This window comes from Flavobacterium hungaricum (assembly GCF_015182285.1).
In the GTDB taxonomy this organism is placed as follows: domain Bacteria; phylum Bacteroidota; class Bacteroidia; order Flavobacteriales; family Flavobacteriaceae; genus Flavobacterium; species Flavobacterium hungaricum.
In genome coordinates, this window is sequence record NZ_PRDM01000001.1 from 388,611 (window position 1) to 412,084 (window position 23,474).

The window sequence follows — 23,474 nt, forward strand, 5'->3', positions numbered from 1 at the left end:
TTTTCTTTATAAATGTAGGTTAACTTCTAGTTTAAAATTTTCTCTATTGCCTGATTGATTCGAATTAAATCTTCTTCAAGACTTCCGTGGTAACTTTTTCGGTGTTCGTTAATCAAAGAAACAAGATTTTCAATATCGGTGATATTTTTACCTGTTTTGTGCTGCAACTTTTTTATAAAATTATCATCTAATTTGTGCGTCTCAATCAGATATTCGTTTCTGATTTTTTCGAGAAAATAAATGATTTTTTTATCTATAATATTGGTGTGATCTCCTTCCTGATAATATAGATTTCCAATTGTTTTGGTAAAATCAACCGTCAAATTTGGAAGCGGTTTTATAATTGGCACTATACGTTGTTTGCGTTTAGCATTAAACAAAACAAAAATAAAAATTCCGATCAGTGCTAAATACAAAGCCCATTTTAGCGCGGGCTGACTGAGAATGTATCGTAAAGGTGAGCCGGAAATGTTTGCACTGTCTTCGGTTTTTGTATAAAAGAAAACATCTTTTTTCGGCATATAACTCATCACATTTTCGGCGTATTCAAAATTATTTGCTTTAAGCAGGTTATAATTGGTAAAAGCTACAGGTTGTGTATGCAGATAGAAATAACCTTTTTGAAATGGAATCTTAATAAAATTAATATTCTTCTTATTGTTTGAACTTTCCTGATATCCTAAAACAGTAGTTTTTAAAGTGTCAATTTTAGAGAAAAAACTATTTGCACCGGTATTAAAATGATATTTCTGGCTGCTCACTTTTTTATTAGCCATCCAGAAAGAAACTTCTTTTGTTGGAAGAAAATCTGTTTTTAATTCAATTTTTAAGGAATCAGCAAGCAGTTTTGGAAACACTTGCATGCTTAAAAAAGCGTTGTTTCCTTCTGAAACAAAATAGAAAAGTTCTTTTACGGACTGATCATCAATCTGATTATCTTCAGAAATGTTTAAGAAAGTCCCTTTAATAGTATACGTGTCTACTTCTAGACTATCTTCAGAATACTCCTGATAGCTGTTCAGTTTTGAATCTAAAAACTCATAAGGAGTCTGTGTCGAAATTCTTTCGATATTTTGATTCTTAAATAATCCTTTAGCTTCCTGGTCAAAAACATATAAACCAAACGGAATTTTATCATCTACTGAATAAGTTGGTCTCCAGTCAATTGGTTTTGGATTTCCTTTGTCTAATACTACAATCAAAATGAAGATGAAAACCAAAACAGCAATGTATATTTTTATAGTTTTATTCATTGCCAAAGGTTTTTAATGCATTTTTAAATCTGTTTTGAGTTTTAAGAAACGTAGTTTCATCAATTTCAAATTCACCGTACCAGATGTAATTGTAGAGATAAGATAAATACGTAAATTCTTCTTTGTGTGCAGGGCGTTGGAGCTCGTACAAATAATCAGAATTTGTTTTTTCGATATCCCACTCAATGTAATGGTTTTTTGCCATGACTTTTAACAGCCAAAGATAGTAATAGCGCACAGCGATACGTTTTTCGCCAGAAGCAATACTTTCTTTTATTAGTTTTTCGAAATCTAAAAGGTGAATGTTTTTTTCTGCGTCAGTGTAGAAAATAGTTTTCTTAGTACTGTCTTTACCAAAAATCCATTTTCCTTCTTTATTGATTAGTGCTTTCGCAATAAAATAAATCACGATTACAATTACAGCTACCGCTATAACTCGGATCAAAATACCTACAAAATCTAAGGCTGCTTCTGATGTTTTGAAATGAAATAAATTTCTGAAAATATTGGCCAGCCAATTTAAAAAATGATCCCACCAGGTTTTTTTAGGTTCTTTATGTTCGTAAACAAAATCAGAACCTTTGTAGTTATTTTTAAAGTCTTTCTCAAAATGTTTTGCGTTTACTGGATCAGCATCAATTTTGATGTCTTTTTCAGTATATTTTATACTTTCTATTTTTGGAGGATCCTGTACAATAATAGTAGTGTCTTGAGCACTAATAAAACTGCAGTGTAAAATAAAATATAAAAAAAATAAAAATTTATTCATTTAATAGGCTGTAATTTAATTTGATTGGGCGCTTAACTGTAATTTTTTATGAACAATAAAGGGATAAACCAAATAATAAAAAGAAATGATTCCTAGTGTAATTAAGATAATACCGCTGCTTAACCAATTGGGCATATCGATAGAATAACGTGTTATAAAACCCTCTAAAAACCCGGCAGAAATCGTAAAAGGAAAAGTACTCAGAAATATTTTAAAACTATTTTTAAAACCAATTTTAAAAGAATTTATGCGCGAAAAAGTTTTAGGAAACAATATCGACGCACCCAGAATAAAACCAGCAGTAGTTTCGATTACAATCGCAAAAACTTCCATAGAGCCATGAATCCAGATACCACGGACACTTTTCCAGAAAACACCCTGCTCATAAAAAAAGTATTGAAAAGCTCCCAGCATAATACAGTTTTGCATCGAAATATACAAAGTACCCAAACCGGCAAGAATTCCATACAAATAACACTTGGCTCCAACAAAAAGATTGTTCATCGTGATTCCGACAAAACTGCCCCAGTTAGAACCAGAACCATACACGGCCATTGGATTTCCTTTTTTGATGTTTTCTAAAGTCATATTTACATAACCGTCGGACAAAATCAATCGGACGAAACCTTGATCGTATCGTGCCGAAATAACGCCTACAAAAACCGTTACAAAAAACAGCACAAAAGAATAGATCAAATATCTTCTGTATTGATACATTAAAAGCGGTACTTCGATTTGAAAAAAATACAAAAGCATATTTTTTTCTGTACGTTTGGTTTTGTAAATCTTCTGATAAATCTGCGAAGCCAAATGATTTAAGTATACAACTGTTTTACTTTTAGGATAATACGTCTGTGCATACGCAAGGTCATTCATCATTTGAATGTACAAATTAGCTAATTCATCAGGATTTTTCTTAGCTTTACCAAAAATAGCTAGCTCAAATTCCAGCCATTTTTCTTTATTTTGTTTTATAAAAGCAATTTCTCTCATTGTCTGCTAAAATATAAAATATGTCAGAATTATCTATTAATACAACACAAAATGTTAAAATAAATTTCATAGCAGCTTCTGCGGGCGAAAGACTAGGGGCATACTTTATAGATTTGTTCGTTAAAATCTGCTATGTAGTAACTATTTTACTGCTGTTTTTTTCTGTTTTTAACTTAGAAAAATGGTTTAATACTTTAGATGATTGGTCTGTGGGAGCGATTTTTTTGATCTTCTTTTTTCCGATCATGATTTATTCCATAACCTTAGAAAGTATTTTTGAAGGCCAGTCGATCGGAAAGAAAATAGTCAAAATAAAAGTAGTTAAAATTGACGGCTACCAAGCTGGTTTTGGCGATTACCTAATTCGCTGGTTTTTTAGAATGATCGATTTTAGTTCTTTTTATGGTTTAGTTGGATTTATTACCATTATCACAAGCAAAAAATCACAACGTTTAGGCGATATGGCTGCAGGAACGGCAGTTATTACATTGAAGAATAAAATTAACATCAGTCATACCATTCTAGAAGAAATAGGAAATGCCTATGTGCCGACTTATCCCTTAGTAATCAAACTTTCTGATAATGATGTGCGTATTATAAAAGAAAATTTTCAAAGGGCTGAAGCAAAAAACGACCATGAGGTTTTATATAAATTAGTCGCTAAAATTGAAAGCGTAACCGGAATAAAAAATCAATCTGGCAACAACAGTGATTTTCTTCGCGTTATTTTAAAAGATTATAATTTTTATACACAAAATATGTAATCAATTTTGCTTTTTTAGAAGCTGGAATTGTTTTTGAAGTTTAAGTAATTTTTGTATATTTAACTGATTTAGTGTTGAATATGTTTAAAAGGTAACCAAGATAAAACTTCAGGATCATGAAAATTAAAAAAGCTGTCATCGTTGTATTACTCGTATTTACTGCCTTTGCTGGTTTCGCTCAAGGCGGAAAAAAATTAGACAAAATTATAAAAAGAGATTATCAGATTATTGAAGGAACTATTTCTAAGATGTCTGATAAAACCGTTGAATATTCACTTCCTGGAGAAACCATACAAATATCGCTCGATGTTTCACAGATTGCCAGAATCGAATTTGCGAGCGGAAGATCGCAGACATTTGATGTTTCGCAAAATAATACCCCAACAGCTTCAAATCAAAGTATTACTGCAGTCGAAGTAAAAGCCAATACCATTGCTGTTTTGCCGATTCCTTATGTCAATTCACAGAATTTAGAAAGTTCTGATGAAATGTCCAGACTGGCACAAAACGATATGTATAATAGACTTCTGGACAAATCCGCTAATATTGCGCCCTTAACCGTACAAGACTTAAGAATCACCAACAGTTTACTTAGTAAAGCGGGAATTACTTCGCAAAACATTGACCAGACACCAATTGAAGATTTAGAAAAAATATTAGGAGTCGACAATATTGTGGCTGCTAAAATTTCGTTTACAGTTTCAGAAAGTTCTACAGCCACAACTTACAGCAGCGGCACTAAAACAGATGATAAAAATAAAAAGGTAAAAACCAATGATGTTTCTACGACAACGGCCAATTCACAGTTGTACTATTACTACACGGTTTACTTTGATATGTATCGAAATACAACCAAAATTTACTCTCAAACCAGAAAACCTTTTCTGAATCTGAAAGACAGCTGGATGGACTCGGTTACTTATTTATTAAAAAGAAGTCCGATTTATGTGAAGAAGTAATTTAGACTTAGTTTTTTAATTTTAGTAGTAAGTACTAAGAGCGAAGTTTTTTGTTTTTGGACATTGGTATTGAATTTCTTTACAACTTTGTAACTTTGTCCCTTTGCATTGTAACTTAAAAAAAATGTTTCACTTACTAGATATTATTGGGACAATGGCGTTTGCTATGTCCGGCGCATTAACGGCAATGCATAAAAAACTAGATCCGTTTGGTGTTTTTATTATTGCTTTTGTAACAGCAGTAGGAGGCGGAACCTTACGTGATGTACTTATCGGAAGAACCCCGGTTGGCTGGATGCGTGATATACAATACGTTTATGTGATTATTATCGGTTTCTTTTTAGCCATTCTTTTTAGAAAAAGATTTGATAAACTTAGAACTTCATTATTTTTATTTGATACGATCGGACTTGGAGTATTTACTTTAATTGGACTGGAAAGAGGTCTTTTAACTGGGCTTCATCCTGCCATTTGTATCGCGTTGGGAACTATGACTGCTTGTTTTGGCGGTGTAATTCGGGATATTTTATGCAACGAAATTCCGAATGTCTTTAGAGAAGAAATTTACGCTACGATCTGTATTTTGGGCGGCATTGTGTTTTTTGGACTCCGAAAACTTAATCTAAACGATGATGTTTTATATCTTGTAACTTCGCTGGTCATTATCGTAGTACGATTACTGGCCGTAAGATACAAATGGCATTTAAAAGCATTTGACCACAAATAACGCTGTGAAGTGAAACACTATACCGTAAAAAAATACCGTGAAAATGATTATGCATTATGGAATGACTTTATTGCTCAGGCCAAAAATGGCGCATTTTTATTTCACAGAGATTTTATGGAATACCATCAGGATCGATTTGAAGATTTCTCGCTGCTGATTTTTGAAAATGAAAAACTTAAAGCGATTCTTCCAGCAAATAAAACTGCAGATGCGGTTTATTCTCATCAAGGTTTAACCTACGGCGGACTTGTCTTTCTTGAAAAATTGAAAGCAGCAAAAATCGAAATAATTTTAGATGAGATTTTAAATTTTCTGAAAACAAACAATATAAAAAACTTTTATTACAGACCCATTCCAGGATTTTATTTAGCGAAAGGGAATCAGGAAGTCGATTTTTTTCTGTTCAAAAGAAATGCTGTTTTAGAGCGAAAAGAAATGAATCTGGCGCTCAATTTACAGTTGCCGCTTTGTGTTTCCAAAAGTAAAATGAAGCATTTCAGACGCATTGAAAATCTGGATCTGGATATTGTCGAAGAAACAGATTTTACGCCTTTTTGGGACGAAGTTTTATCGCCGAGGTTATCAGAGAAATTTAATATAAACCCAGTTCATTCCAAACAAGAAATTACTTTACTGCAAAATAGATTTCCAAAAAATATCAGGCAGTTTTCTGTTTATCAAGAAGATAAAATTATTGCCGGAGTCACTATTTTTGAAAGCAATGGTGTCGTAAAATCACAATACGGCGCCACTTCAAAAAAAGGGGAAGAAGTGCGTGCGTTAGACTTTTTGTTTATTCATTTAATTTTAAAATTTAAAAGAGAAGGAAAACACTTTTTTGATATGGGAGTGGTAACAGAAAAAAACGAAAAAGGATATAATCCAGGACTTTTACAACAAAAAGAAGAACTGGGCTGCAGTGTGTATAATCAGGATTTTTACAAACTTACTTTATAATGATTTCTTTTCTAGACCTAAAAAAAATAAACGAACCCTATGAAAATGCTTTTCAGCAAAAACTGAAATCAGTTTTAGAAAACGGCTGGTATATTTTAGGAAAAGAAGTTGAAATTTTTGAAAAAGCCTTTGCCCAATACTGCCAAACCAAATATTGTATCGGAGTGGGCAATGGTTTGGATGCATTGACCCTTATTTTTAAAGCGTACATACAGCTTGGAAAATTACAGAAAGGCGACGAAGTTATTGTTCCTGCCAATACTTTTATAGCAAGTATTTTTGCGATTGTTCAGGCCGATTTAATTCCGGTTTTGGTTGAGCCAAAATTAGAAACCTACAACATCAATCCCGATTTAATCAAGGAGAAAATAACTTCCAAGACAAAAGCCATTTTAGCCGTTCATCTCTACGGACAATTAGCCGAAATGGATCAAATAAATGAAATTGCTTTGCAGCATAATTTAATTGTTGTAGAAGATGCAGCGCAGTCGCATGGAGCAAAAAATAATAAATTTGAAAATCTAAATTCAGCAGCTGCCTATAGCTTTTATCCTGGAAAAAACCTAGGCTGTTTAGGAGACGGCGGTGCGGTTGTGACTAATGATCAAGAACTTTCTAAAGTGATTCATTCACTTCGAAACTATGGTTCTGAGAAAAAATATTACAACGAATTTCAAGGCGTAAATTCCAGATTAGACGAACTTCAGGCAGGTTTTTTAAATTTAAAACTGCCAAATCTGGATACCGATAATGAGAAACGCAGAACCATTGCAAAACGTTATTTAGACGAAATTAAAAACAATAAAATTGTGCTGCCTTTTTGGGATTACAGCAATAATCATGTCTTTCATTTATTTGTTATCAGAACAGAAAATAGAGAAGCGCTGCAACAGTATTTAGCGCAGCATAATATCCAAACTGTAATTCATTATCCAATTCCGCCCCACAAACAAAAAGCTTTTGATTCTGAATTCTCAGGATGGAATAATACATCATTTCCAATAACAGAAAAGATTCACAATGAGGTTTTAAGCCTGCCTATAAGCCCTGTTTTAACGAATGATGAAGTTGGTTTTATTATTGAAATTTTAAATCAATACTAGTTTGAATTTATACCAAAAAATAGTGCAGACTACTTTGTTTAAAATTACTTCTTTAAACAGTCTAAGCGTTGTTTTAAAAATCGCTATTGGTTTAATTTCCTCCAAAATCGCTGCCGTTTTTATAGGACCTGCTGGTATGGCGTTAATGGGAAATCTGCGTAATTTTTTAAATTCTTTAGAAAATATCTCTACTCTGGGATTTCAAAACGGAATTGTAAAATATACTGCAGAAAATAAAAAAAAAGAGCAGGAACTTCAGAAAATTATTGCCTCGGTTTTTATAATCTTGATCCTAGTCGCCCTTATAATGAGCGTTGTTTTATATGGGTTCGCATCATTTTGGGACAATAAAATTTTTAATACCCAAACCGATTATGCGATAGTTTTCAAAATTTTGGCTTTGGCATTTCCCTGGTACGCCGTTTCTGTTTTTTTACTGGCAATCCTTAATGGACTTAGTAAATTTAAAAAGGTAATCTGGGTAAATATTATAGGTAATATTGCAGCTTTATTAGTGATCGCATTCTTAATTGTTCAGTTTAAAACAATGGGCGCTTTAGTCGCGGCGGCTGTTTCTCCTTCTTTATTGTTTTTTATCACTTTTTATTTTATACAGCAGGAAATACCGTTTTTGCAAGCTGTTCGGTTGAAGTTTTTTGATTTTCAGATTATTAAAAAGCTGCTTCCTTATTCTGTTATGGCTTTGTTTTCGTCGGTATTAGGGCCTGTAATTTTTCTTTTAATCCGAAACAAAGTGATCAGTGTTATAGGAATCGATCAAGCAGGCTTTTGGGAAACCATGTTAAGAATATCTTCCTCTTACATGCTTTTTGTAACCACTTTGCTCACCGTTTATTTTTTGCCAAAACTTGCGTCAGCACAAAATAATGAACAGACAAAAGCGATTTTTTGGCAGTATTATAAATTCATTCTGCCTGTTTTCTGCGCAGGCGTTGTTATGATTTATTTTGCCCGATTTATAATTATCCAAATTTTATTTACCAAAGCATTTTTGCCAGTGTCAGGGCTTTTTTTCTGGCAGCTTTTGGGAGATGTTTTCAAGGTCTGTTCTCTGATTTTAGGCTATCAATTTTTTGCAAAAAAAATGACAAAAGCATTTATTGTCACAGAGGTTTTATCACTTTTATTTCTATATTTTTTAAGCATTTATCTCATTGATTTTTTCGGTATTCAAGGTGTTGTAATAGCGCAGACGATTGATAATTTGGTTTACCTGATTGTGCTGGGGCTTTATTTTAGGAAAAGTTTGTTTTAGTCTTAACTAAATAAATGATTTAACCACTTCAAAAATTTATCCTCCAAACTTCAAAAATTTATCCTCCAAAATAACTTTAGCTTTAGCATTATATTTTTTAAAAGTAAACCGTACTGCTTAATTTTGAAAGTATGGATAATCTCGTAATGAACCCTTTTTTGAAGCGCTTTATCTTCTTCTTTTGATTTATTTAGCTGGAGCGTATTTTGCAGCACTATATAAGTGGATCGGTTTATTGCTTTTAAACGTTTGTGTTTTTTGTTGTAAAAAGCAGTAGTTAAAGAATTTGAAATGATCCTCCTCTTGATTAAAACTTCGTCAATATAATCAAACTCATATTGTCGAGAAGCACGAATCCAAAAATCCAGATCTTCATAAGCAAGTCTTTCATCGTAACCGTTTAAAGCATCAAAAACAGATCTTTTGGTCATGGCAGAAATAGAACAAATACTATTTCCTCCAGAAAGAACATTAAGGTAAATGTCTCCGGTTTGTCGTTTTTCGATGGTTTTTTTAGTAGAATCTACAGGGAAATAATAGGAATCAAATTCACCGTTTTCGGTAATTTGAATAGCATTTCCGTAAACAACTCCAAGGTTTTTGTATTTACTTTCTCTAAAAGCCTGTAATTGCAGCGAAACACAATTTGGCATTAAAACATCGTCTGCTGCAAGATCGATTATAAAAGCACCCTTGGCTGCGGACAATCCCTTATTAAAATTTTTAGTGTTTCCTATATTTTTAACACTGATAAAGAATTGAGCATCAGGATGGTCGATACACCATTTTGAAATAATTTCCTGCGATTGATCGGTGCTGCAATCGTCAATAATAATTAATTCTATAAAAGGATAATCCTGATTAAGAACAGAATTTAAACTCTCTATAACATATTTTTCATGGTTATAGCATAAGCAGATAACGGTTACCAGTGAATTTTCCTGCATGTTGTTTTAAAGAGTTATATATTTGATACGAAAATAAGAAATCGCAAAAGATAATGTCTCAGAAAAAATATAAAATTGCCTTAGTTGGTTATCGTTTAAGCGGCGGCGGAAATGATAAAGTGATGGCAAATCTGTCTATTTTTTTTGAAAAAAACGGGATTGAAATTCATAACATCATCGTGTTAAACGAAGTTTCTTATCCTTATGCCGGAAAACTGTTTAATTTAGGACTGCTTAAAGATCAAAAAAACGGATTGATTAATAAATACAGAAGGTTACGAGCTTTAAATAATTATTTGAAAAAGAATAATTTCGATTTTATTATTGATTTCAGATTTAGAACAAAAACGCTTCAGGAGTTTATCATTTCTAGATTTATTTATAAAGCTAAAACTATTTTTACGGTTCACAGCTTTTGGATCAATCATTATATGCCGGATAATTCTTGGCTGGCACGACTTCTTTATAATCATTGTTACGCCAATATTGCATTGGGAAACGATATGAAGAATTTGATTGAGAAAAAACATAAACTGAAAAATGTTGTAGTGATTCCAAATTCGGTTTATTTGGAGGAAATTCTAGAAAAACAAGACGAAAATTGTAATTTAGATTTTGAATTTGTTTTAGCGGCGGGGCAGTATGAAAATGCGATCAAACAATTCGATCAATTAATTTTGAGCTATGCAGCTTCTAATCTTTCCAAGCACAAAAAGCATTTGGTTATTTTAGGAAATGGTGATAAATCTAAATTAGAAGCTGTAATTAAATATGCTAATTTAGAAGACTATGTACATCTTTTAGGATATCAGGATAATCCATTTAAATTTATGGCAAAAGCTCAGTTTTTAATTTTAAGCAGTAAAATTGAAGGCTTTTCGAATGTTATATTAGAATCCCTGACTTGTAAAACTCCTGTAATTTCTTTTGATTGTGATTTTGGTCCCAGAGATAGGATTGTCAATTTTAAAAATGGTATTTTAGTCGAAAATCAGAATTGGGAAAAACTAACAGAAGCAATGAATCTTTTGGATTCAGATTCTGAGTTGTACCAGCATTGCAAACAAAATGCATTTGATAGTATACAGCCATTTTTGTTGGATAAAGTCGGCAGTCAATGGCTCGATTTATTAAAAATTAATACTCAAAAAAACGAATCAGAATGAATACAGCACTTATCGATATTCCTGTTATAGAGAATGTTTTGGGCAATATTGCAGTGTTAGAAAACAATGTTGTGCCATTTGACATCAAAAGAGTATATTATTTGTTTGATATTCCGTCTTCATCTGTTCGAGGCGGGCATTCGCACAAAAAACTCAGACAGATCTTAATTGCTATTTCTGGAAGTTTTGATGTAATTCTAAAAGATGGAAAATCAGAAAAAAAAGTCTTTTTAAACAAGCCCGACAAAGGACTGCTTATCAAAAATAATGTTTGGAGAGAATTAGAAAATTTTTCTTCTGGTGCAGTTTGTCTGGTTCTGGCTTCGGATGTTTTTGATGAATCGGATTATATTAGGGATTTTGAGGTTTTTGTGAATTCTAAAAAATGAAACTGCTTTATATTGTTCCAAAAATAAAAAATGCGGGCGGCGTCGCAAGAGTCATCGCAGTAAAAGCCAATTATTTTACACAGAATTTTGGTTACGAAGTACATATTTTATCTCAGAATGAAGAATCGAAACCAGCATTCTATGATTTCGATTCTAGGATTTCTTTTCATAATATGACTTTAGAGGGAACTATTTTTCATTTTTTTTCTTCTTTCAAAAAAAGTATCAATCAGGCAATTCGAGAAATTAATCCAGATATTATTTTGGTCGCCGATAACGGATTAAAAGCTTTTTTAGTTCCGTTTATTACCAATACAAAAAAGCCAATTGTGTTTGAATGCCATGGTTCTAAATTTGTAGAAGAGCGTGAAGTTAAAACGAATATGTTTTCAAAAATAATCCGCGGAACTAAATACCGGTTCAAAGACTTTTCAGCTCGAAGATTTACCCGAGTTGTTGCCTTGTCTAATAAAAACTTGTCAGAGTGGAAAATAAGCAACGGAATTGTAATCCCGAATCCAAATTGGATTGGTAAAGCGGGTAAAGCAGCTTATAAAAACACAAAAGTAATCGCAATTGCCCGAAATTCTTACGAAAAAGGATTGGATCGTTTGCTTGTAATCTGGGAAAAAATACACCCAAAACATCCAGAATGGATTTTAAATATTTATACGGATGACACCGAGTCTTTAACTGAAATGATAAAAGATTCAAAGATTTTGTTTAGTATAAATATTCACAATTTTGTATCCAATATCGAAGAAAAATATTTAGAATCCTCTCTTTATGCAATGACTTCCAGAACAGAAGGTTTTGGTATGGTTTTATTAGAAGCCATGAGTTTAGGAATTCCATGTTTGGCATTTGATTGTCCAGTTGGGCCGAGAACCCTAATAAAAGATAATGAAAATGGATATTTAATTCCAGATGGAAATTTTGATTTATATGTTGAAAAGCTTTCTTATTTGATGAATAATGAAGAAGAACGCATTAGATTGGGGCTTGCTGGAAATGAAACGGCAAAACTATTTTCGATAGAAAAAATCATGAAAGATTGGAAAATGTTTTTTGATGAATTGATAGAGAAAAATTAAGCTGAAAAAACATGTCCCAGCGGGACAATTCATCGCTAGAAAAAATCCATCTGGATCATCCAGTTTATAGGTTACGAAAACATGTCTCAGCGGGACAATTCATCGGTAGAAAAAATTCCATGTGGATGATCCCAATTATAAGCTGCAAAAACATGTCCCATCGGGACAATTCGTCGGTAGAAAAAATTCCATGTGGATGATCCAGTTTACAGGCTGCAAAAACATGTCCCAGCGGGACAATTCATCGGTATAAAAAATTCCATGTGGATGATCCAGTTTACAGGCTGCAAAAACATGTCCCATCGGGACAATTCATCGGTAGAAAAAATTCCATGTGGATGATCCGTTTATAGGCTGCAAAAGCATGTCCCAGCGGGACAATTCATCGGTAGAAAAAATGATTAATGCAAAAAACAAAAATAGCCCAGTTTATAAAGATCAAAAAACAGTAAAGAAGGTTTTTCTGAAAGAAGATTCTGTTTTAATTTATTTTTGGTTTTCTGAAAAAGAAACGAGACAAAACCAGTCATTTTAAGTGCTTTTAAAAATTCAAAGGCTTTGATGATTTTGCTGTCGTTTTTAGAAATTTTATTTTCATTGTAAAGAAATAAAAGATTTTCTAAGGCAGTTTCCGTTTTACTTAAAAAAAGAGTTGAAGTTTCTAAATTCAAATGAAAAGCTGGGTTTTCAATTTTAGAAATTTCAATTTTGTTTTGTTTTAAAACCGAAAAGAAAACCAAATCTTCGTATCCGTATTTTGTAATAGATTCGTCAAACGGAAAGTTTAAAAAGATCTCTTTTTTAATCAATAAATTAGAGGTTAAAATTGAGATTGTTTCTCTTTTCTGCCCGTAAATCCACCGTAAAAGCTGTTCTTTTTTGGGTTTTTGATCTTGATACAGAATACCGCCAAAACAAACGTTAACTAGATTTTCGTTAATCTTTTTAATGTAATTTGAAATGAAATTTTCATGCGCCGGAAAAGTGTCGCAATCAATAATCAAAAGCCAGTCGTATTTTGATTTTTTGGCCAGTGAATTGATGTTTTTCCCTCGGCCTAAATTTATTTCATTTATATAAAAGAAACAGTTAGAAAAGGAGTTAATTTCTTGATTTAGTATGTTTTGTGTTGAATTTGATGCGTCATCCTGACAAAGAATTTCATAGCTGATTCCATTATAATTACAGGCTGCTGCTAATTCACTTACAAGAGAAAAAACATTATAATTATAAACCGGAATTAAGATAGAAAGCATTACACACTTCTTTGAACCACTTCGAAGATTCTTTCGTCTTCACATTTTAGTGTTTTAGAAGGGAATTTCATTAATAAAGCATAATCGTGAGTTGCCATAATAATGGTTTTTCCTGCAGCGTTAATTGCTTTTAGCACCTCTAAAACTTCAGAACTTGTCTGCGGATCAAGATTTCCGGTAGGTTCATCGGCTAGAATAAATTCAGGATCATTAAGAAGCGCTCTAGCGATTGCCACTCTTTGCTGTTCACCTCCAGAAAGCTGGTGCGGCATTTTGTTCACAAAGTCTTTCATGCCGACTTTATCCAAAACTTCATCGATTTTATGCTCCATTGCATCTTTTTCGTGCCATCCTGTTGCTCTTAAAACAAAAAGCATATTGTCTTTTACAGAGCGGTCTGGAAGCAATTTGAAGTCTTGAAACACAATTCCGATTTTACGTCTCAAAAACGGAATATCATTTTCTTTTATCCCCGCCAAATCAAATTCAACGATATGTCCTTCTCCTTCAATCAGCGGTAAATCAGCATATAAGGTTTTTAAGAAACTGCTTTTTCCAGAGCCGGTTTTTCCGATGATGTAGATGAATTCACCGTGGTTAACATCTAAATTAATATGAGAGATAATTTTTCTTCCTTCTTGATATATAGTGACTTCTTTGAGAGATAGTACGGTTTGTGACATAATAAAATTGATTTGAATGGTAAAAGTACTAAGATAACGATTGGATTCAAAATAAATTTTAATCATTTCTTATGCAAAAATTTTAAAATTAAACCATATACGCAATATAAGTTCGTTTAATAAATGCGGGAGATGTATTTCTAACATGAAAAGTTTAAAAAATAATCGATATGCGCAATTCAAATTTGTTCGATTAAATTGGTAAAAAGTTTCCTAAACTTAGATTAACTTATAGTGCTTTTGTAGTTTTAATTTATTTGTTAATACACTTTGAGAACCAATATTTTGAGATTGATATGTTAAAAAAAAATCGTCAGTTTAAATTTTTAGAGATAATAAAAGCTTTAAACGTTTCGTTATAAACCGTATAAAAATGATACATTTGAATACTAAATATTATTAAAATGCGTAAACTTTCCTGGTTCTTTTTATTCCAAATAATTCTTATTTCGACCACGGTTTCGGCACAAAAAACGGCTATTTATACTTACGATTTAAAGGATTTTGACAAAGCACTGGCTTTATATAATGACAAACAATATGCTTCGGCACAGCTTATTTTTGAGCACGTAAAAAACATAAAAAATCCTGCAATTACAGAAGAAGTGCAATCAGATTGTGCTTTTTATATTGCTAATTGTGCTATTAGAACCAACAAAGCAAATGCTGACGCTTTGGTAGAAAAGTTTGTAGAGGATTATCCGACAAGCACCAAACAAAATCAGGCTTATATAGAAGCAGCACAATATTTCTTTGAGCAAGGAAATTATCCAAAAGCATTGATGTGGTTTGACAAAGTTGACGAAGCTTATATGAGTAAATCTGAGGCTGATAAGTTCAACTTCATGAAAGGATATAGTTATTTTAACGCTAAAAAGAAAAAAGAAGCTACCAACTATTTTAATAAAGTGGTTAACTCTAAAGAATATGGTTCTCAGGCTAAATATTACTTAGGTTTTATGGCTTATGAGGGCGATGATTACAAAGAAGCAACCAAATATTTTGACGAAGTTTCGGGCGAGGAAAAATACAAAGAAAAGCTTTCGTATTATCAGGCTGATATGAATTTTAAATTAGGGAATTTTCAAAAAGCAATTGATTTAGGACAGCAGGCAATGGGTAAATCAAATGAAATTGAGAAATCGGAACTAAATAAAATTATTGGTGAAAGTTATTTTAACTTAAAACAATATGGAAAAGCGATTCCGTTTTTAGAGCAATATGCTGGAAAAAAAGGAAAATGGAATAATACTGATTTTTATCAATTAGGATATGCGTATTATGAGCAGAAAGAATACGAAAAAGCCATTTCTCAATTTAATAAAATCATCGAAGGAAAAGATTTCGTAGCACAAAATGCCTATTATCATTTAGGTCTTAGTTATTTGAATACAGGCAAAAAGCAAGAAGCATTAAACGCTTTCAAAAATGCTTCTGAAATGGATTTTAATGCACAGATTCAGGAAGATGCAGCATTAAATTATGCTAAATTGAGTTATGAAATCGGAAACGCCTATCAAACTGTACCTGGAATTTTACTAGATTTTCTAAAAAAATACCCAAACAATTCAAGCAAAGCAGAAGTAGAAAAATTATTGGTAGATTCTTATATTTCGACTAAAAACTACAAAGAAGCTTTGGTGCTTTTAGAGAAAAACAGAACTCCAGAGAATAAAGCAGCGTATCAAAAAGTACTTTTTTACAGAGGTTTAGAATTGTATAATGAAGCAAGTTATCAGGAAGCTGGTAAAATGTTTAAAAGTGCAATAAGCGAACAAAAAACTCCTGAGTTTACTGCACGCGCCACTTTTTGGAAAGCAGAAACAGAATATCTTAATGATGATATGCAGAATGCTTTGTTGTCTTATAAGCAATTTGCAGGAATGGCAGCGGCTAAAACTACAGATGAATATAAAAACATCAATTATAATATTGGTTACACGTATTTTAAACTGAAAGAATACGATCAGGCAGCAAATTCATTTCAAGCTCAAATTGACAATTCACCTTCTGATAAAGTTCGTTTAAACGATTCGTACCTGCGTTTGGGAGACTGTCGTTTTGTGACTTCAAAATACAGCGCAGCCAATGAGGCTTATGCAAAAGCGATTGCGGCGAAAGGTGTTGATGCTGATTATGCGCAATTTCAGAAAGCACTTTCGTACGGATTTATGTCGAACAACTCAAAGAAAGTTGATGAGCTGAATAATTTCCTTCTGATGTACAAAAAATCGTCGTATCGTGATGATGCTTTGTTTGAATTGGGAAATACTTACGTTGCAGAAAAGAAAAATGATCAGGCAATAAAAGCCTACGATCAATTGATTTCTGAATTTGGAAACGGAACATTTACTTCAAAAGCAATTTTAAAACAAGGTTTAATTTATTACAATTCTGATCGTGATGCACAAGCTTTAACGAAGTTCAAAAAAGTAGCAGCAGAATTCCCAAAGACTCCAGAAGCACTAGAGGCTGTTGCAACAGCTCGATTGATTTATGTTGATTCTGGAAAAGTAGACGAATATGCAACTTGGGTTCGTACACTGGATTTTGTGGCTGTTACCGATGCAGAATTGGATAATGATACTTATGATGCCGCTTTTAAACAATACAGCCAAAACAACAGTAAAACTGCTATTACTGGTTTTGCAGGTTACATCAGCAAATTCCCGAACGGACTGCATGCTTTGGAAGCTAACTTTTATTTAGCACAATTAACCTACGCTGAGGGTTCTGAAACTAAATCTATTACCAATTACCAATATGTAATCGATCAGCCAAGAAATGAATTTACAGAGCAGGCTTTAAACAGATTGGCTCAGATTTATTTAAAAACAAAAGACTGCGATAAAGCGATTCCGGTTTTGGTACGTTTAGAAAGTCAAGCAGATTATCCTCAGAATAAAACATTTGCACAGGCCAATTTGATGAAATGTTATTATGACAAAAAAGATTATGATAAATCGGTAGTTGCGGCAGATAAAGTTTTAGAAAACCCAAAATCAGATGCTGGCGTAAAAGCCGATGCGCAGATTATTGTGGCGCGTGCTGCCATGCAGACCGGAAACGAAGATAAAGCAAAAGCAGCGTATGCAAAATTATCAACAACTTCTAAAGGAGAATTAGCTGCAGAAGCATTTTATTATGATGCTTATTTTAAAAACAAAGAAGGGAAATTTGAGGCATCAAATACCGCTGTTCAGAAATTAGCTAAAAACTATTCGGCTTATAAATATTATGGAGCAAAAGGGTTGGTTTTAATGGCGAAAAACTTTTACGGATTAAAAGACAGCTATCAGGCAACCTATATTCTGGATAATGTGATTAACAATTTTACAGACTTTCCAGATGTAGTGGAAGAGGCTAAAAAAGAATTGAACGCAATTAAAATGGAAGAATCAAAAACGAATTCGTCGATTAATAAATAAGTTAGAAGTTAGAAGTGAAACGTTAAATGTCTTTACATTTTACATCTCACATAACACATTTTACAAGTTATGAGTTTACCCTTTTATATAGTTGATGTTTTTGCTGATAAAAAATATGCTGGAAATCAGCTGGCAGTTTTTATGGATGCCGAAAATTTAAGTACAGCAGCAATGCAGCAGATTGCCCGTGAAATCAATTTTGCAGAAAGCACATTTGTAACCAAATTAGATAAAGAAAATAATAAAGCCGAAATAAGAATTTTTACACCAGCTCAAGAAATGCAGTTTGCGGGTCATCCTATAATAGGAACTTCTTGGGTTTTGATGAATAAAATATTCGAGACTGTTCCAGAAAAAATAGTCTTGGAAGTGCCGATTGGATCAATTCAAATTGAAAAATCAGAAGATTTAATTTGGCTAAAGGCAGTGCAGCCAAAGTTTTGGGATGTTTTTGCAAAAGAAGATTTTCCGTCTTTCAGCAACCTGACAATTGACGATTTTGATAATCAATATTTGATTCAGGAAGTTACAACAGGAAGTGCTTTTGTAATTGTACCGCTAAACAGCAAACGAGCATTAGAAAATTTAGTTTTAGATAAAGATAAAACCGATAAATGGCTCAAACAGCATTGCAAAACCGATCACAGAGGCTTGTATTTTTACAGCTTTGAAGATTCTAAACTCGCAAGTAGAATGTTATGTATTGAACATAACCAATTAGTTGAGGATGCAGCGACAGGAAGTGCAAGTACTTGTCTGCAGGCTTATCTTTTAAAATATCATTCGCCAGAAATCGAAACGATCAATTATCAGGGAGATTTTATTAATAGACCGTCACAAATTTATTTTAAAGGAAAATTAACCGGAGATCAATTTGATATTAAAATTGGCGGGAAAGCGCAGTTTGTCGCTAAAGGAGAGTGGGAAGCTTAGCGAAGAATAAAGAATAAAGACTAAAGAAGATAGATTTTTTAAAATCAAGAATAAATAACAGTATATAGAGGAATTAGAAAAGAAGGAGGTCTGTTCTTTCTTCTGTATTCTTTTCTCTCAAAAAGAAAGAAATATGAAATTAAACTGCCGACATAAAATCATCATTTTGTTAGTATTATTTACTGCTCAGTTTTCGATTGCGCAGAAGAAAAATGAAAGTATCGGAACAGAAACTGTAAATGTTGTGAAGCCTTATTCGCCGACTATTTCAGATGCTTTTAAAGTAAAAGAAATTCCTTCGCTTGACGATAGCGGCAACCAGCCCAAAGAAACAATTAAATACAGTATTTTGTCAGTTCCGGTGGCTTCTACTTTTACACCTTCTAAAGGAAAAGCTGAAGGGGTGGAAAAAGCAAAAAAAGAACGTTTGTTTAATAATTATGCTACATTGGGAGTTGGAAATTACAGTACTTTAAATGCAGAATTATTTGTAAATCAGGATTTAGGGAATAATGATTATGTGGCAGGAATGTTTCGTCATCATTCTTCGCAGGGCGGTATAAAAGATGTAGAGCTAAATGACGAATTCTACGATACTGCTTTGAATATTGGTTATGGACAAAATAACCGCGATATGTCTTGGAATGTTGATTTAGGGTATCAAAACCAGGTTTACAACTGGTATGGACTTCCGTCAGATTTTGGGGCGACAATTCCAGATCAGCGTTTTGATTTGGTAAACAGTATCAATCCAGATCATTCTTACAATACCATTTGGCTTGGAGGAAATGCAGAATTTACAGAAAGTATATTTAGTAATCTTGCCGCTAAGTTTACCCATTTTTCAGACAGCTATTCTTCATCAGAAAATAGATTTTATGTAAAGCCGACTTTTACAGTTGATGTAATGGATCAGGCGATCAAAACAAATGTAATTGTAGATCATGTAAGCGGTTCATTTAAAAATAATTATTTTCAGGATAATACAGAAGCTTTGAAATACAGCTTTACGAATGTCGGAATCGAGCCTAGCTTTGTAATTAATGAAAATGACTGGACTTTAGAATTGGGTGCAGGATTGTTTTACAGTGCAGATTCTGAGAATAGCGGCAATAAGTTTTATTTCTACCCAAAAGTAAATGCTTCGTATAAATTAGTGGGCGATTTAATGATTTTTTATGCCGGTGTAAATGGTAGTCTGAATCAAAATTCTTATGCAGATTTTGTAACCGAAAATCCGTTTTTGTCTCCAACTTTAAACATGCGTCCGTCGAGCACGCAATACAATGTTTTTGCAGGTTTAAAAGGGAAATTGGCAAACAATGTAAGTTATAATCTGACTGGTTCTTACTTGAATGAAAAAGACAAAGCTTTGTTTAAAGCAAATGATTATACAGAAGTAGTTACGAATGAAGATTATGCATTCGGAAATTCTTTTGGCGTAGTGTATGAAGATATTCGAACTTTACGTTTTTACGCTGAATTGAAAGCAGATTTTTCTCAGAATGTAACTTTCGGAATCAACGGAACTTTTAATAGTTATAACACCGATAATGTTGTAGAAGCCTGGAATTTGCCTACTATGAAATTGAGTTCTACTTTAGATGTTAACTTTACAAAACAATGGTTTGCTGGTCTTAATATTTTTTATGTTGGCGAAAGAAAAGATATGCAGTCTAACTTAGATTTGGGAACAGATCCCGTTATTACAACGCTTAAAAGCTATTTTGATGCGAATGCACATTTAGGATATAAATTCAGCGACCGTTTGACGTTTTTCTTGAAAGCAAATAATATTGGAAATCAAGCTTACGAAAAATGGTTGAATTACCCAGTTCAAGGATTCCAGATTCTTGGCGGGGCAAATTATAAATTTGATTTTTAAAACATAGCCACAAAGACACCAAGGCACAAAAATTATATATAATATAAAAAGTGCCTTTTTTTTCAGCCATGAACTCATGAATTTTTTGGAGTAGATTCGTGAATTCGTGGCTGTTTTTTTTAATAAAGGAAAAACCTTTGCATCTTTGTACCTTAGAACCTCAGTACCTCAAAAAAATGACTTTTAAAGAAAAAATATATTCCCATTATACGCAAATGGTTCAGGATCGAATGGATGTTTTTAAAGACATGATTTCGAACTTGACCGAAGATTCTAAAAACGATGCCAAAGGTTCTGCCGGCGACAAACACGAAACGGCTTTGTCGATGATGCACCTTGAGCAGGAAAAATTGACAAATAAACTCAAAGAAGCTATTGCTCAAATTGCGATTTTAGAAAAAATAGATCCTTCAAAAACTACAGAAAATATAAGTTTAGGAAGTTTGGTAAAAGCAAACGGAATTTATTTGTATGTAAGTGTGGCGCTTCCTAAAATTACAATTGATGGTATAAATGTTATTGCGCTTTCTCCGCAATCGCCTTTAGGAAATCATTTAATGGGCAATAAAGCTGGTTTTGAGTTTGAGATTAATAAAACGCATTATACTATTGAAAGTGTTGAATAACCCAAAGTTTGTCACTGAAAGGAGAGTCTGAATTTTTATTTTATAAGAAAGCTCCAGAGGAGCTGTATATTTATAGGATAATTTATTTCCATCCACAAAAGCTCCAGCGGAGCGATATATTTTAAACAATATATGTTTCGCTCCCATGGAGCTTGAAATCACGGCATAGATAATTTTCTATAAATATTATGCTCCAATGGAGCATTTTTTTATTGAATCAAATGGCAGGAAGATATTAAACATAAAATAATTTCAGAACAGTTTTTTCTACTCTGCTTGTGAATCTTTTATGAATATTTAAATATCATAAAATTTAATTCAAAGATTTCTTTAAAACATTAGTTTTTACATATGTTTTATCTTCAAAATTGAAATTTTCAAGTTTAGAGCTTTTTTAAACGCTTAAATTTTACATTTTATATGTAAAAACAAAATTATGGTTATAAATTGTAACTGAATTTGTGTTTTGTGTTTTGTAATTGTAACTGTTATTACATCTTTGCCTTATCAAAATTAAAATTCACAATTAAAAATATAAAATTATGTGCGGAATCGTATGCGCCTTTGACCTAAAACAAAAAGCTGAAGCTTTAAGACCTCAAGTATTAGAAATGTCTAAAATTATTCGTCACCGCGGACCAGACTGGAGCGGTATTTACAGTAATGATAAAGCAATTCTTTCTCACGAGCGTTTGGCTATTGTAGATCCAGCTTCGGGAAAACAACCTTTGTTTACAGAAGATAAAAAATTGGTTTTGGCTGCAAACGGTGAGATTTACAACCACAGAGATCTTCGCAAACAATTTGAAGGGAGATATAACTTTCAAACCGAAAGCGACTGTGAAGTTATCTTGGCTTTATACAAAGAAAAAGGAGAAACTTTTGTTGACGAATTAAACGGAATCTTCGGTTTCGCAATTTACGATGTTGATAAAGATGAGTATTTTGTGGCTCGTGATCATATGGGAATTATTCCATTATATATTGGATGGGATCAACACGGAACTTTTTATGTAGCTTCTGAGTTAAAAGCTTTAGAAGGATATTGTACCAAAATTGAGTTATTCCCTCCAGGACACTATTTATCAAGTAAAGACGGCGAATTTGTACAATGGTACAAAAGAGACTGGGTTGATTATGATGCTGTAAAAGACAACGAAACGAGTATTCCAGAAATCAAAAAAGCGTTAGAAGCGGCAGTTCACAGACAATTAATGAGTGACGTTCCTTATGGAGTTTTACTTTCTGGAGGTTTAGACTCTTCTATTACTTCGGCTGTAGCGAAGAAATTCGCACAAAAACGTATTGAATCAGATGATACTACAGATGCTTGGTACCCACAATTGCACTCTTTCTCTGTAGGTTTGGAAGGTTCTCCAGATTTAGCCGCAGCAAGAAAAGTAGCAGATCATATCGGAACGATTCACCACGAAATTAAATTTACAATTCAAGAAGGTTTAGATGCCGTTCGCGATGTAATTTATAACCTAGAGACTTACGATGTAACTACAGTTAGAGCTTCAACCCCAATGTGGTTGATGGCAAGGGTTATCAAATCTATGGGAATCAAAATGGTTCTTTCTGGAGAAGGTGCAGATGAGTTGTTTGGAGGATATTTATACTTCCACAAAGCGCCAAATGCAAGAGAATTCCACGAAGAAAACGTTCGTAAATTGAGCAAACTGCATATGTACGATTGTTTGCGTGCGAACAAAAGTTTAGCAGCTTGGGGAATTGAAGGTCGTGTCCCTTTCTTAGACAAAGAATTTATGGATGTTGCAATGCGCATCAACCCGCAGGATAAAATGATCAACAAAGAACATCCGATGGAAAAATGGGTGGTTCGTAAAGCCTTTGAAGATATGCTTCCAGAAAGTGTAGCTTGGAGACAAAAAGAACAATTCTCTGATGGAGTAGGATACAGTTGGATTGATACTTTGAAAGAAGTAGTGGCCAGAGAAGTTTCAGACGAGCAATTAGCAAACGCAAGATTCAAATTCCCATTGCAGACACCAACTTCAAAAGAAGAGTATTACTATCGTTCGATTTTCTCAGAACATTTCCCAAGTGATGCAGCAGCTTTATGCGTACCACAGGAAGCAAGTGTAGCTTGTAGTACAAAAATTGCGCTGGAGTGGGACGAAGCATTCAAAAACATGAACGATCCTTCTGGTAGAGCAGTAGCAAGTGTTCACGACGATGCTTATGTAAAAGCTTAACAGTTTAATTTTAGAATTAGTATATATTGCGAAAAAACGTTCTCTAT

20 protein-coding genes are annotated in these 23,474 nt (G+C 33.0%); 14 read left to right on the plus strand and 6 right to left on the minus strand.

The window, feature by feature from the left end:
• Positions 1 to 26: 26 nt before the first annotated feature.
• From C4F50_RS01620 to C4F50_RS01630, 3 genes are read right to left on the minus strand one after another with little or no spacing between them, the layout of a single operon-like run.
• Entirely contained in the window at positions 27 to 1,253 is a 1,227-nt protein-coding gene (locus C4F50_RS01620; protein ID WP_193844684.1) for a DUF4350 domain-containing protein, read from the minus strand.
• Complete coding sequence (locus C4F50_RS01625; protein ID WP_193844685.1) at positions 1,246 to 2,022, minus strand: DUF4129 domain-containing protein; 777 nt, start codon at positions 2,020 to 2,022, stop codon at positions 1,246 to 1,248. The genes C4F50_RS01620 and C4F50_RS01625 overlap by 8 nt, the downstream gene beginning before the upstream one ends.
• Before the next feature lie 15 nt (positions 2,023 to 2,037).
• The gene (locus C4F50_RS01630; RefSeq protein WP_193844686.1) at positions 2,038 to 3,015 is read right to left on the minus strand and encodes a stage II sporulation protein M; all 978 of its coding nucleotides are present in this window, start codon (positions 3,013 to 3,015) and stop codon (positions 2,038 to 2,040) included.
• 20 nt (positions 3,016 to 3,035) lie between these two features.
• On the opposite strand from C4F50_RS01630, the gene C4F50_RS01635 reads away from it, so the two are divergent.
• The 6 genes from C4F50_RS01635 to C4F50_RS01660 all read left to right on the plus strand — a co-directional run bounded on the left by C4F50_RS01635 (position 3,036) and on the right by C4F50_RS01660 (position 8,801).
• Entirely contained in the window at positions 3,036 to 3,779 is a 744-nt protein-coding gene (locus C4F50_RS01635) for an RDD family protein (protein WP_193844687.1), read from the plus strand.
• Between the two features lie 116 nt (positions 3,780 to 3,895).
• Positions 3,896 to 4,738 (plus strand): hypothetical protein, encoded by an 843-nt coding sequence (locus C4F50_RS01640; RefSeq protein ID WP_193844688.1) that lies wholly within the window; start codon positions 3,896 to 3,898, stop codon positions 4,736 to 4,738.
• Between the two features lie 124 nt (positions 4,739 to 4,862).
• Positions 4,863 to 5,465: a trimeric intracellular cation channel family protein gene (locus tag C4F50_RS01645; RefSeq protein WP_193844689.1), complete on the plus strand. Its 603-nt coding sequence runs from the start codon at positions 4,863 to 4,865 to the stop codon at positions 5,463 to 5,465.
• 9 nt (positions 5,466 to 5,474) lie between these two features.
• Positions 5,475 to 6,422: a FemAB family protein gene (locus tag C4F50_RS01650; RefSeq protein WP_193844690.1), complete on the plus strand. Its 948-nt coding sequence runs from the start codon at positions 5,475 to 5,477 to the stop codon at positions 6,420 to 6,422.
• Positions 6,422 to 7,525 (plus strand): DegT/DnrJ/EryC1/StrS family aminotransferase, encoded by a 1,104-nt coding sequence (locus C4F50_RS01655; protein WP_193844691.1) that lies wholly within the window; start codon positions 6,422 to 6,424, stop codon positions 7,523 to 7,525. Before C4F50_RS01650 ends, C4F50_RS01655 begins: the two co-directional genes overlap by 1 nt.
• A gap of 1 nt (position 7,526) precedes the next feature.
• Entirely contained in the window at positions 7,527 to 8,801 is a 1,275-nt protein-coding gene (locus C4F50_RS01660; protein ID WP_228011939.1) for an O-antigen translocase, read from the plus strand.
• Positions 8,802 to 8,851: 50 nt separating this feature from the next.
• Here the strand turns inward: C4F50_RS01660 and C4F50_RS01665 are convergent, their stop codons facing one another.
• Positions 8,852 to 9,748: a glycosyltransferase gene (locus tag C4F50_RS01665; RefSeq protein WP_193844692.1), complete on the minus strand. Its 897-nt coding sequence runs from the start codon at positions 9,746 to 9,748 to the stop codon at positions 8,852 to 8,854.
• A 53-nt stretch (positions 9,749 to 9,801) separates the two neighbouring features.
• Here C4F50_RS01665 and C4F50_RS01670 point away from each other — a divergent pair, with 53 nt between their 5' ends.
• From C4F50_RS01670 to C4F50_RS01680, 3 genes are read left to right on the plus strand one after another with little or no spacing between them, the layout of a single operon-like run.
• Positions 9,802 to 10,914, plus strand: coding sequence for a glycosyltransferase (locus C4F50_RS01670; protein WP_193844693.1), 1,113 nt, complete (start codon positions 9,802 to 9,804; stop codon positions 10,912 to 10,914).
• A complete protein-coding gene (locus tag C4F50_RS01675; RefSeq protein WP_193844694.1) occupies positions 10,911 to 11,303 on the plus strand; it encodes a sugar 3,4-ketoisomerase in 393 nt (130 codons plus the stop codon). Before C4F50_RS01670 ends, C4F50_RS01675 begins: the two co-directional genes overlap by 4 nt.
• Positions 11,300 to 12,397, plus strand: a complete 1,098-nt coding sequence (locus C4F50_RS01680; protein WP_193844695.1) for a glycosyltransferase family 4 protein — start codon at positions 11,300 to 11,302, stop codon at positions 12,395 to 12,397. Before C4F50_RS01675 ends, C4F50_RS01680 begins: the two co-directional genes overlap by 4 nt.
• A 401-nt stretch (positions 12,398 to 12,798) precedes the next feature.
• Here C4F50_RS01680 and C4F50_RS01685 read toward each other — a convergent pair whose 3' ends face one another.
• Together C4F50_RS01685 and C4F50_RS01690 are read right to left on the minus strand one after the other, a co-directional pair.
• Positions 12,799 to 13,653 (minus strand): glycosyltransferase family 2 protein, encoded by an 855-nt coding sequence (locus tag C4F50_RS01685; protein WP_193844696.1) that lies wholly within the window; start codon positions 13,651 to 13,653, stop codon positions 12,799 to 12,801.
• Positions 13,653 to 14,336 carry a cell division ATP-binding protein FtsE gene (locus C4F50_RS01690; RefSeq protein WP_193845827.1) on the minus strand — a complete coding sequence of 228 codons (684 nt, stop codon included), beginning with the start codon at positions 14,334 to 14,336 and terminating at the stop codon, positions 13,653 to 13,655. Before C4F50_RS01690 ends, C4F50_RS01685 begins: the two co-directional genes overlap by 1 nt.
• A 404-nt stretch (positions 14,337 to 14,740) precedes the next feature.
• Between C4F50_RS01690 and C4F50_RS01695 the strand changes: the two genes are divergently transcribed.
• From C4F50_RS01695 to asnB, 5 genes are all read left to right on the plus strand, one after another.
• Positions 14,741 to 17,764, plus strand: a complete 3,024-nt coding sequence (locus C4F50_RS01695) for a tetratricopeptide repeat protein (protein ID WP_193844697.1) — start codon at positions 14,741 to 14,743, stop codon at positions 17,762 to 17,764.
• 69 nt (positions 17,765 to 17,833) lie between these two features.
• Entirely contained in the window at positions 17,834 to 18,697 is an 864-nt protein-coding gene (locus tag C4F50_RS01700; protein WP_193844698.1) for a PhzF family phenazine biosynthesis protein, read from the plus strand.
• 133 nt (positions 18,698 to 18,830) lie between these two features.
• Entirely contained in the window at positions 18,831 to 20,582 is a 1,752-nt protein-coding gene (locus tag C4F50_RS01705) for a TonB-dependent receptor (protein ID WP_193844699.1), read from the plus strand.
• Positions 20,583 to 20,758: 176 nt separating this feature from the next.
• Positions 20,759 to 21,208 carry a hypothetical protein gene (locus C4F50_RS01710; RefSeq protein ID WP_193844700.1) on the plus strand — a complete coding sequence of 150 codons (450 nt, stop codon included), beginning with the start codon at positions 20,759 to 20,761 and terminating at the stop codon, positions 21,206 to 21,208.
• 542 nt (positions 21,209 to 21,750) lie between these two features.
• Entirely contained in the window at positions 21,751 to 23,427 is a 1,677-nt protein-coding gene (asnB, locus tag C4F50_RS01715; RefSeq protein WP_193844701.1) for an asparagine synthase B, read from the plus strand.
• Positions 23,428 to 23,474: the final 47 nt, after the last annotated feature.

Coding starts and splice junctions, on each gene's coding strand:
- C4F50_RS01620 (WP_193844684.1), bottom strand. CDS start 1,253: ATGAATAAAACTATAAAAATATACATTGCTGTTTTGGTTTTCATCTTC.
- C4F50_RS01625 (WP_193844685.1), bottom strand. CDS start 2,022: ATGAATAAATTTTTATTTTTTTTATATTTTATTTTACACTGCAGTTTT.
- C4F50_RS01630 (WP_193844686.1), bottom strand. CDS start 3,015: ATGAGAGAAATTGCTTTTATAAAACAAAATAAAGAAAAATGGCTGGAA.
- C4F50_RS01635 (WP_193844687.1), top strand. CDS start 3,036: ATGTCAGAATTATCTATTAATACAACACAAAATGTTAAAATAAATTTC.
- C4F50_RS01640 (WP_193844688.1), top strand. CDS start 3,896: ATGAAAATTAAAAAAGCTGTCATCGTTGTATTACTCGTATTTACTGCC.
- C4F50_RS01645 (WP_193844689.1), top strand. CDS start 4,863: ATGTTTCACTTACTAGATATTATTGGGACAATGGCGTTTGCTATGTCC.
- C4F50_RS01655 (WP_193844691.1), top strand. CDS start 6,422: ATGATTTCTTTTCTAGACCTAAAAAAAATAAACGAACCCTATGAAAAT.
- C4F50_RS01665 (WP_193844692.1), bottom strand. CDS start 9,748: ATGCAGGAAAATTCACTGGTAACCGTTATCTGCTTATGCTATAACCAT.
- C4F50_RS01670 (WP_193844693.1), top strand. CDS start 9,802: ATGTCTCAGAAAAAATATAAAATTGCCTTAGTTGGTTATCGTTTAAGC.
- C4F50_RS01675 (WP_193844694.1), top strand. CDS start 10,911: ATGAATACAGCACTTATCGATATTCCTGTTATAGAGAATGTTTTGGGC.
- C4F50_RS01680 (WP_193844695.1), top strand. CDS start 11,300: ATGAAACTGCTTTATATTGTTCCAAAAATAAAAAATGCGGGCGGCGTC.
- C4F50_RS01685 (WP_193844696.1), bottom strand. CDS start 13,653: ATGCTTTCTATCTTAATTCCGGTTTATAATTATAATGTTTTTTCTCTT.
- C4F50_RS01690 (WP_193845827.1), bottom strand. CDS start 14,336: ATGTCACAAACCGTACTATCTCTCAAAGAAGTCACTATATATCAAGAA.
- C4F50_RS01695 (WP_193844697.1), top strand. CDS start 14,741: ATGCGTAAACTTTCCTGGTTCTTTTTATTCCAAATAATTCTTATTTCG.
- C4F50_RS01700 (WP_193844698.1), top strand. CDS start 17,834: ATGAGTTTACCCTTTTATATAGTTGATGTTTTTGCTGATAAAAAATAT.
- C4F50_RS01705 (WP_193844699.1), top strand. CDS start 18,831: ATGAAATTAAACTGCCGACATAAAATCATCATTTTGTTAGTATTATTT.
- C4F50_RS01710 (WP_193844700.1), top strand. CDS start 20,759: ATGACTTTTAAAGAAAAAATATATTCCCATTATACGCAAATGGTTCAG.
- asnB (WP_193844701.1), top strand. CDS start 21,751: ATGTGCGGAATCGTATGCGCCTTTGACCTAAAACAAAAAGCTGAAGCT.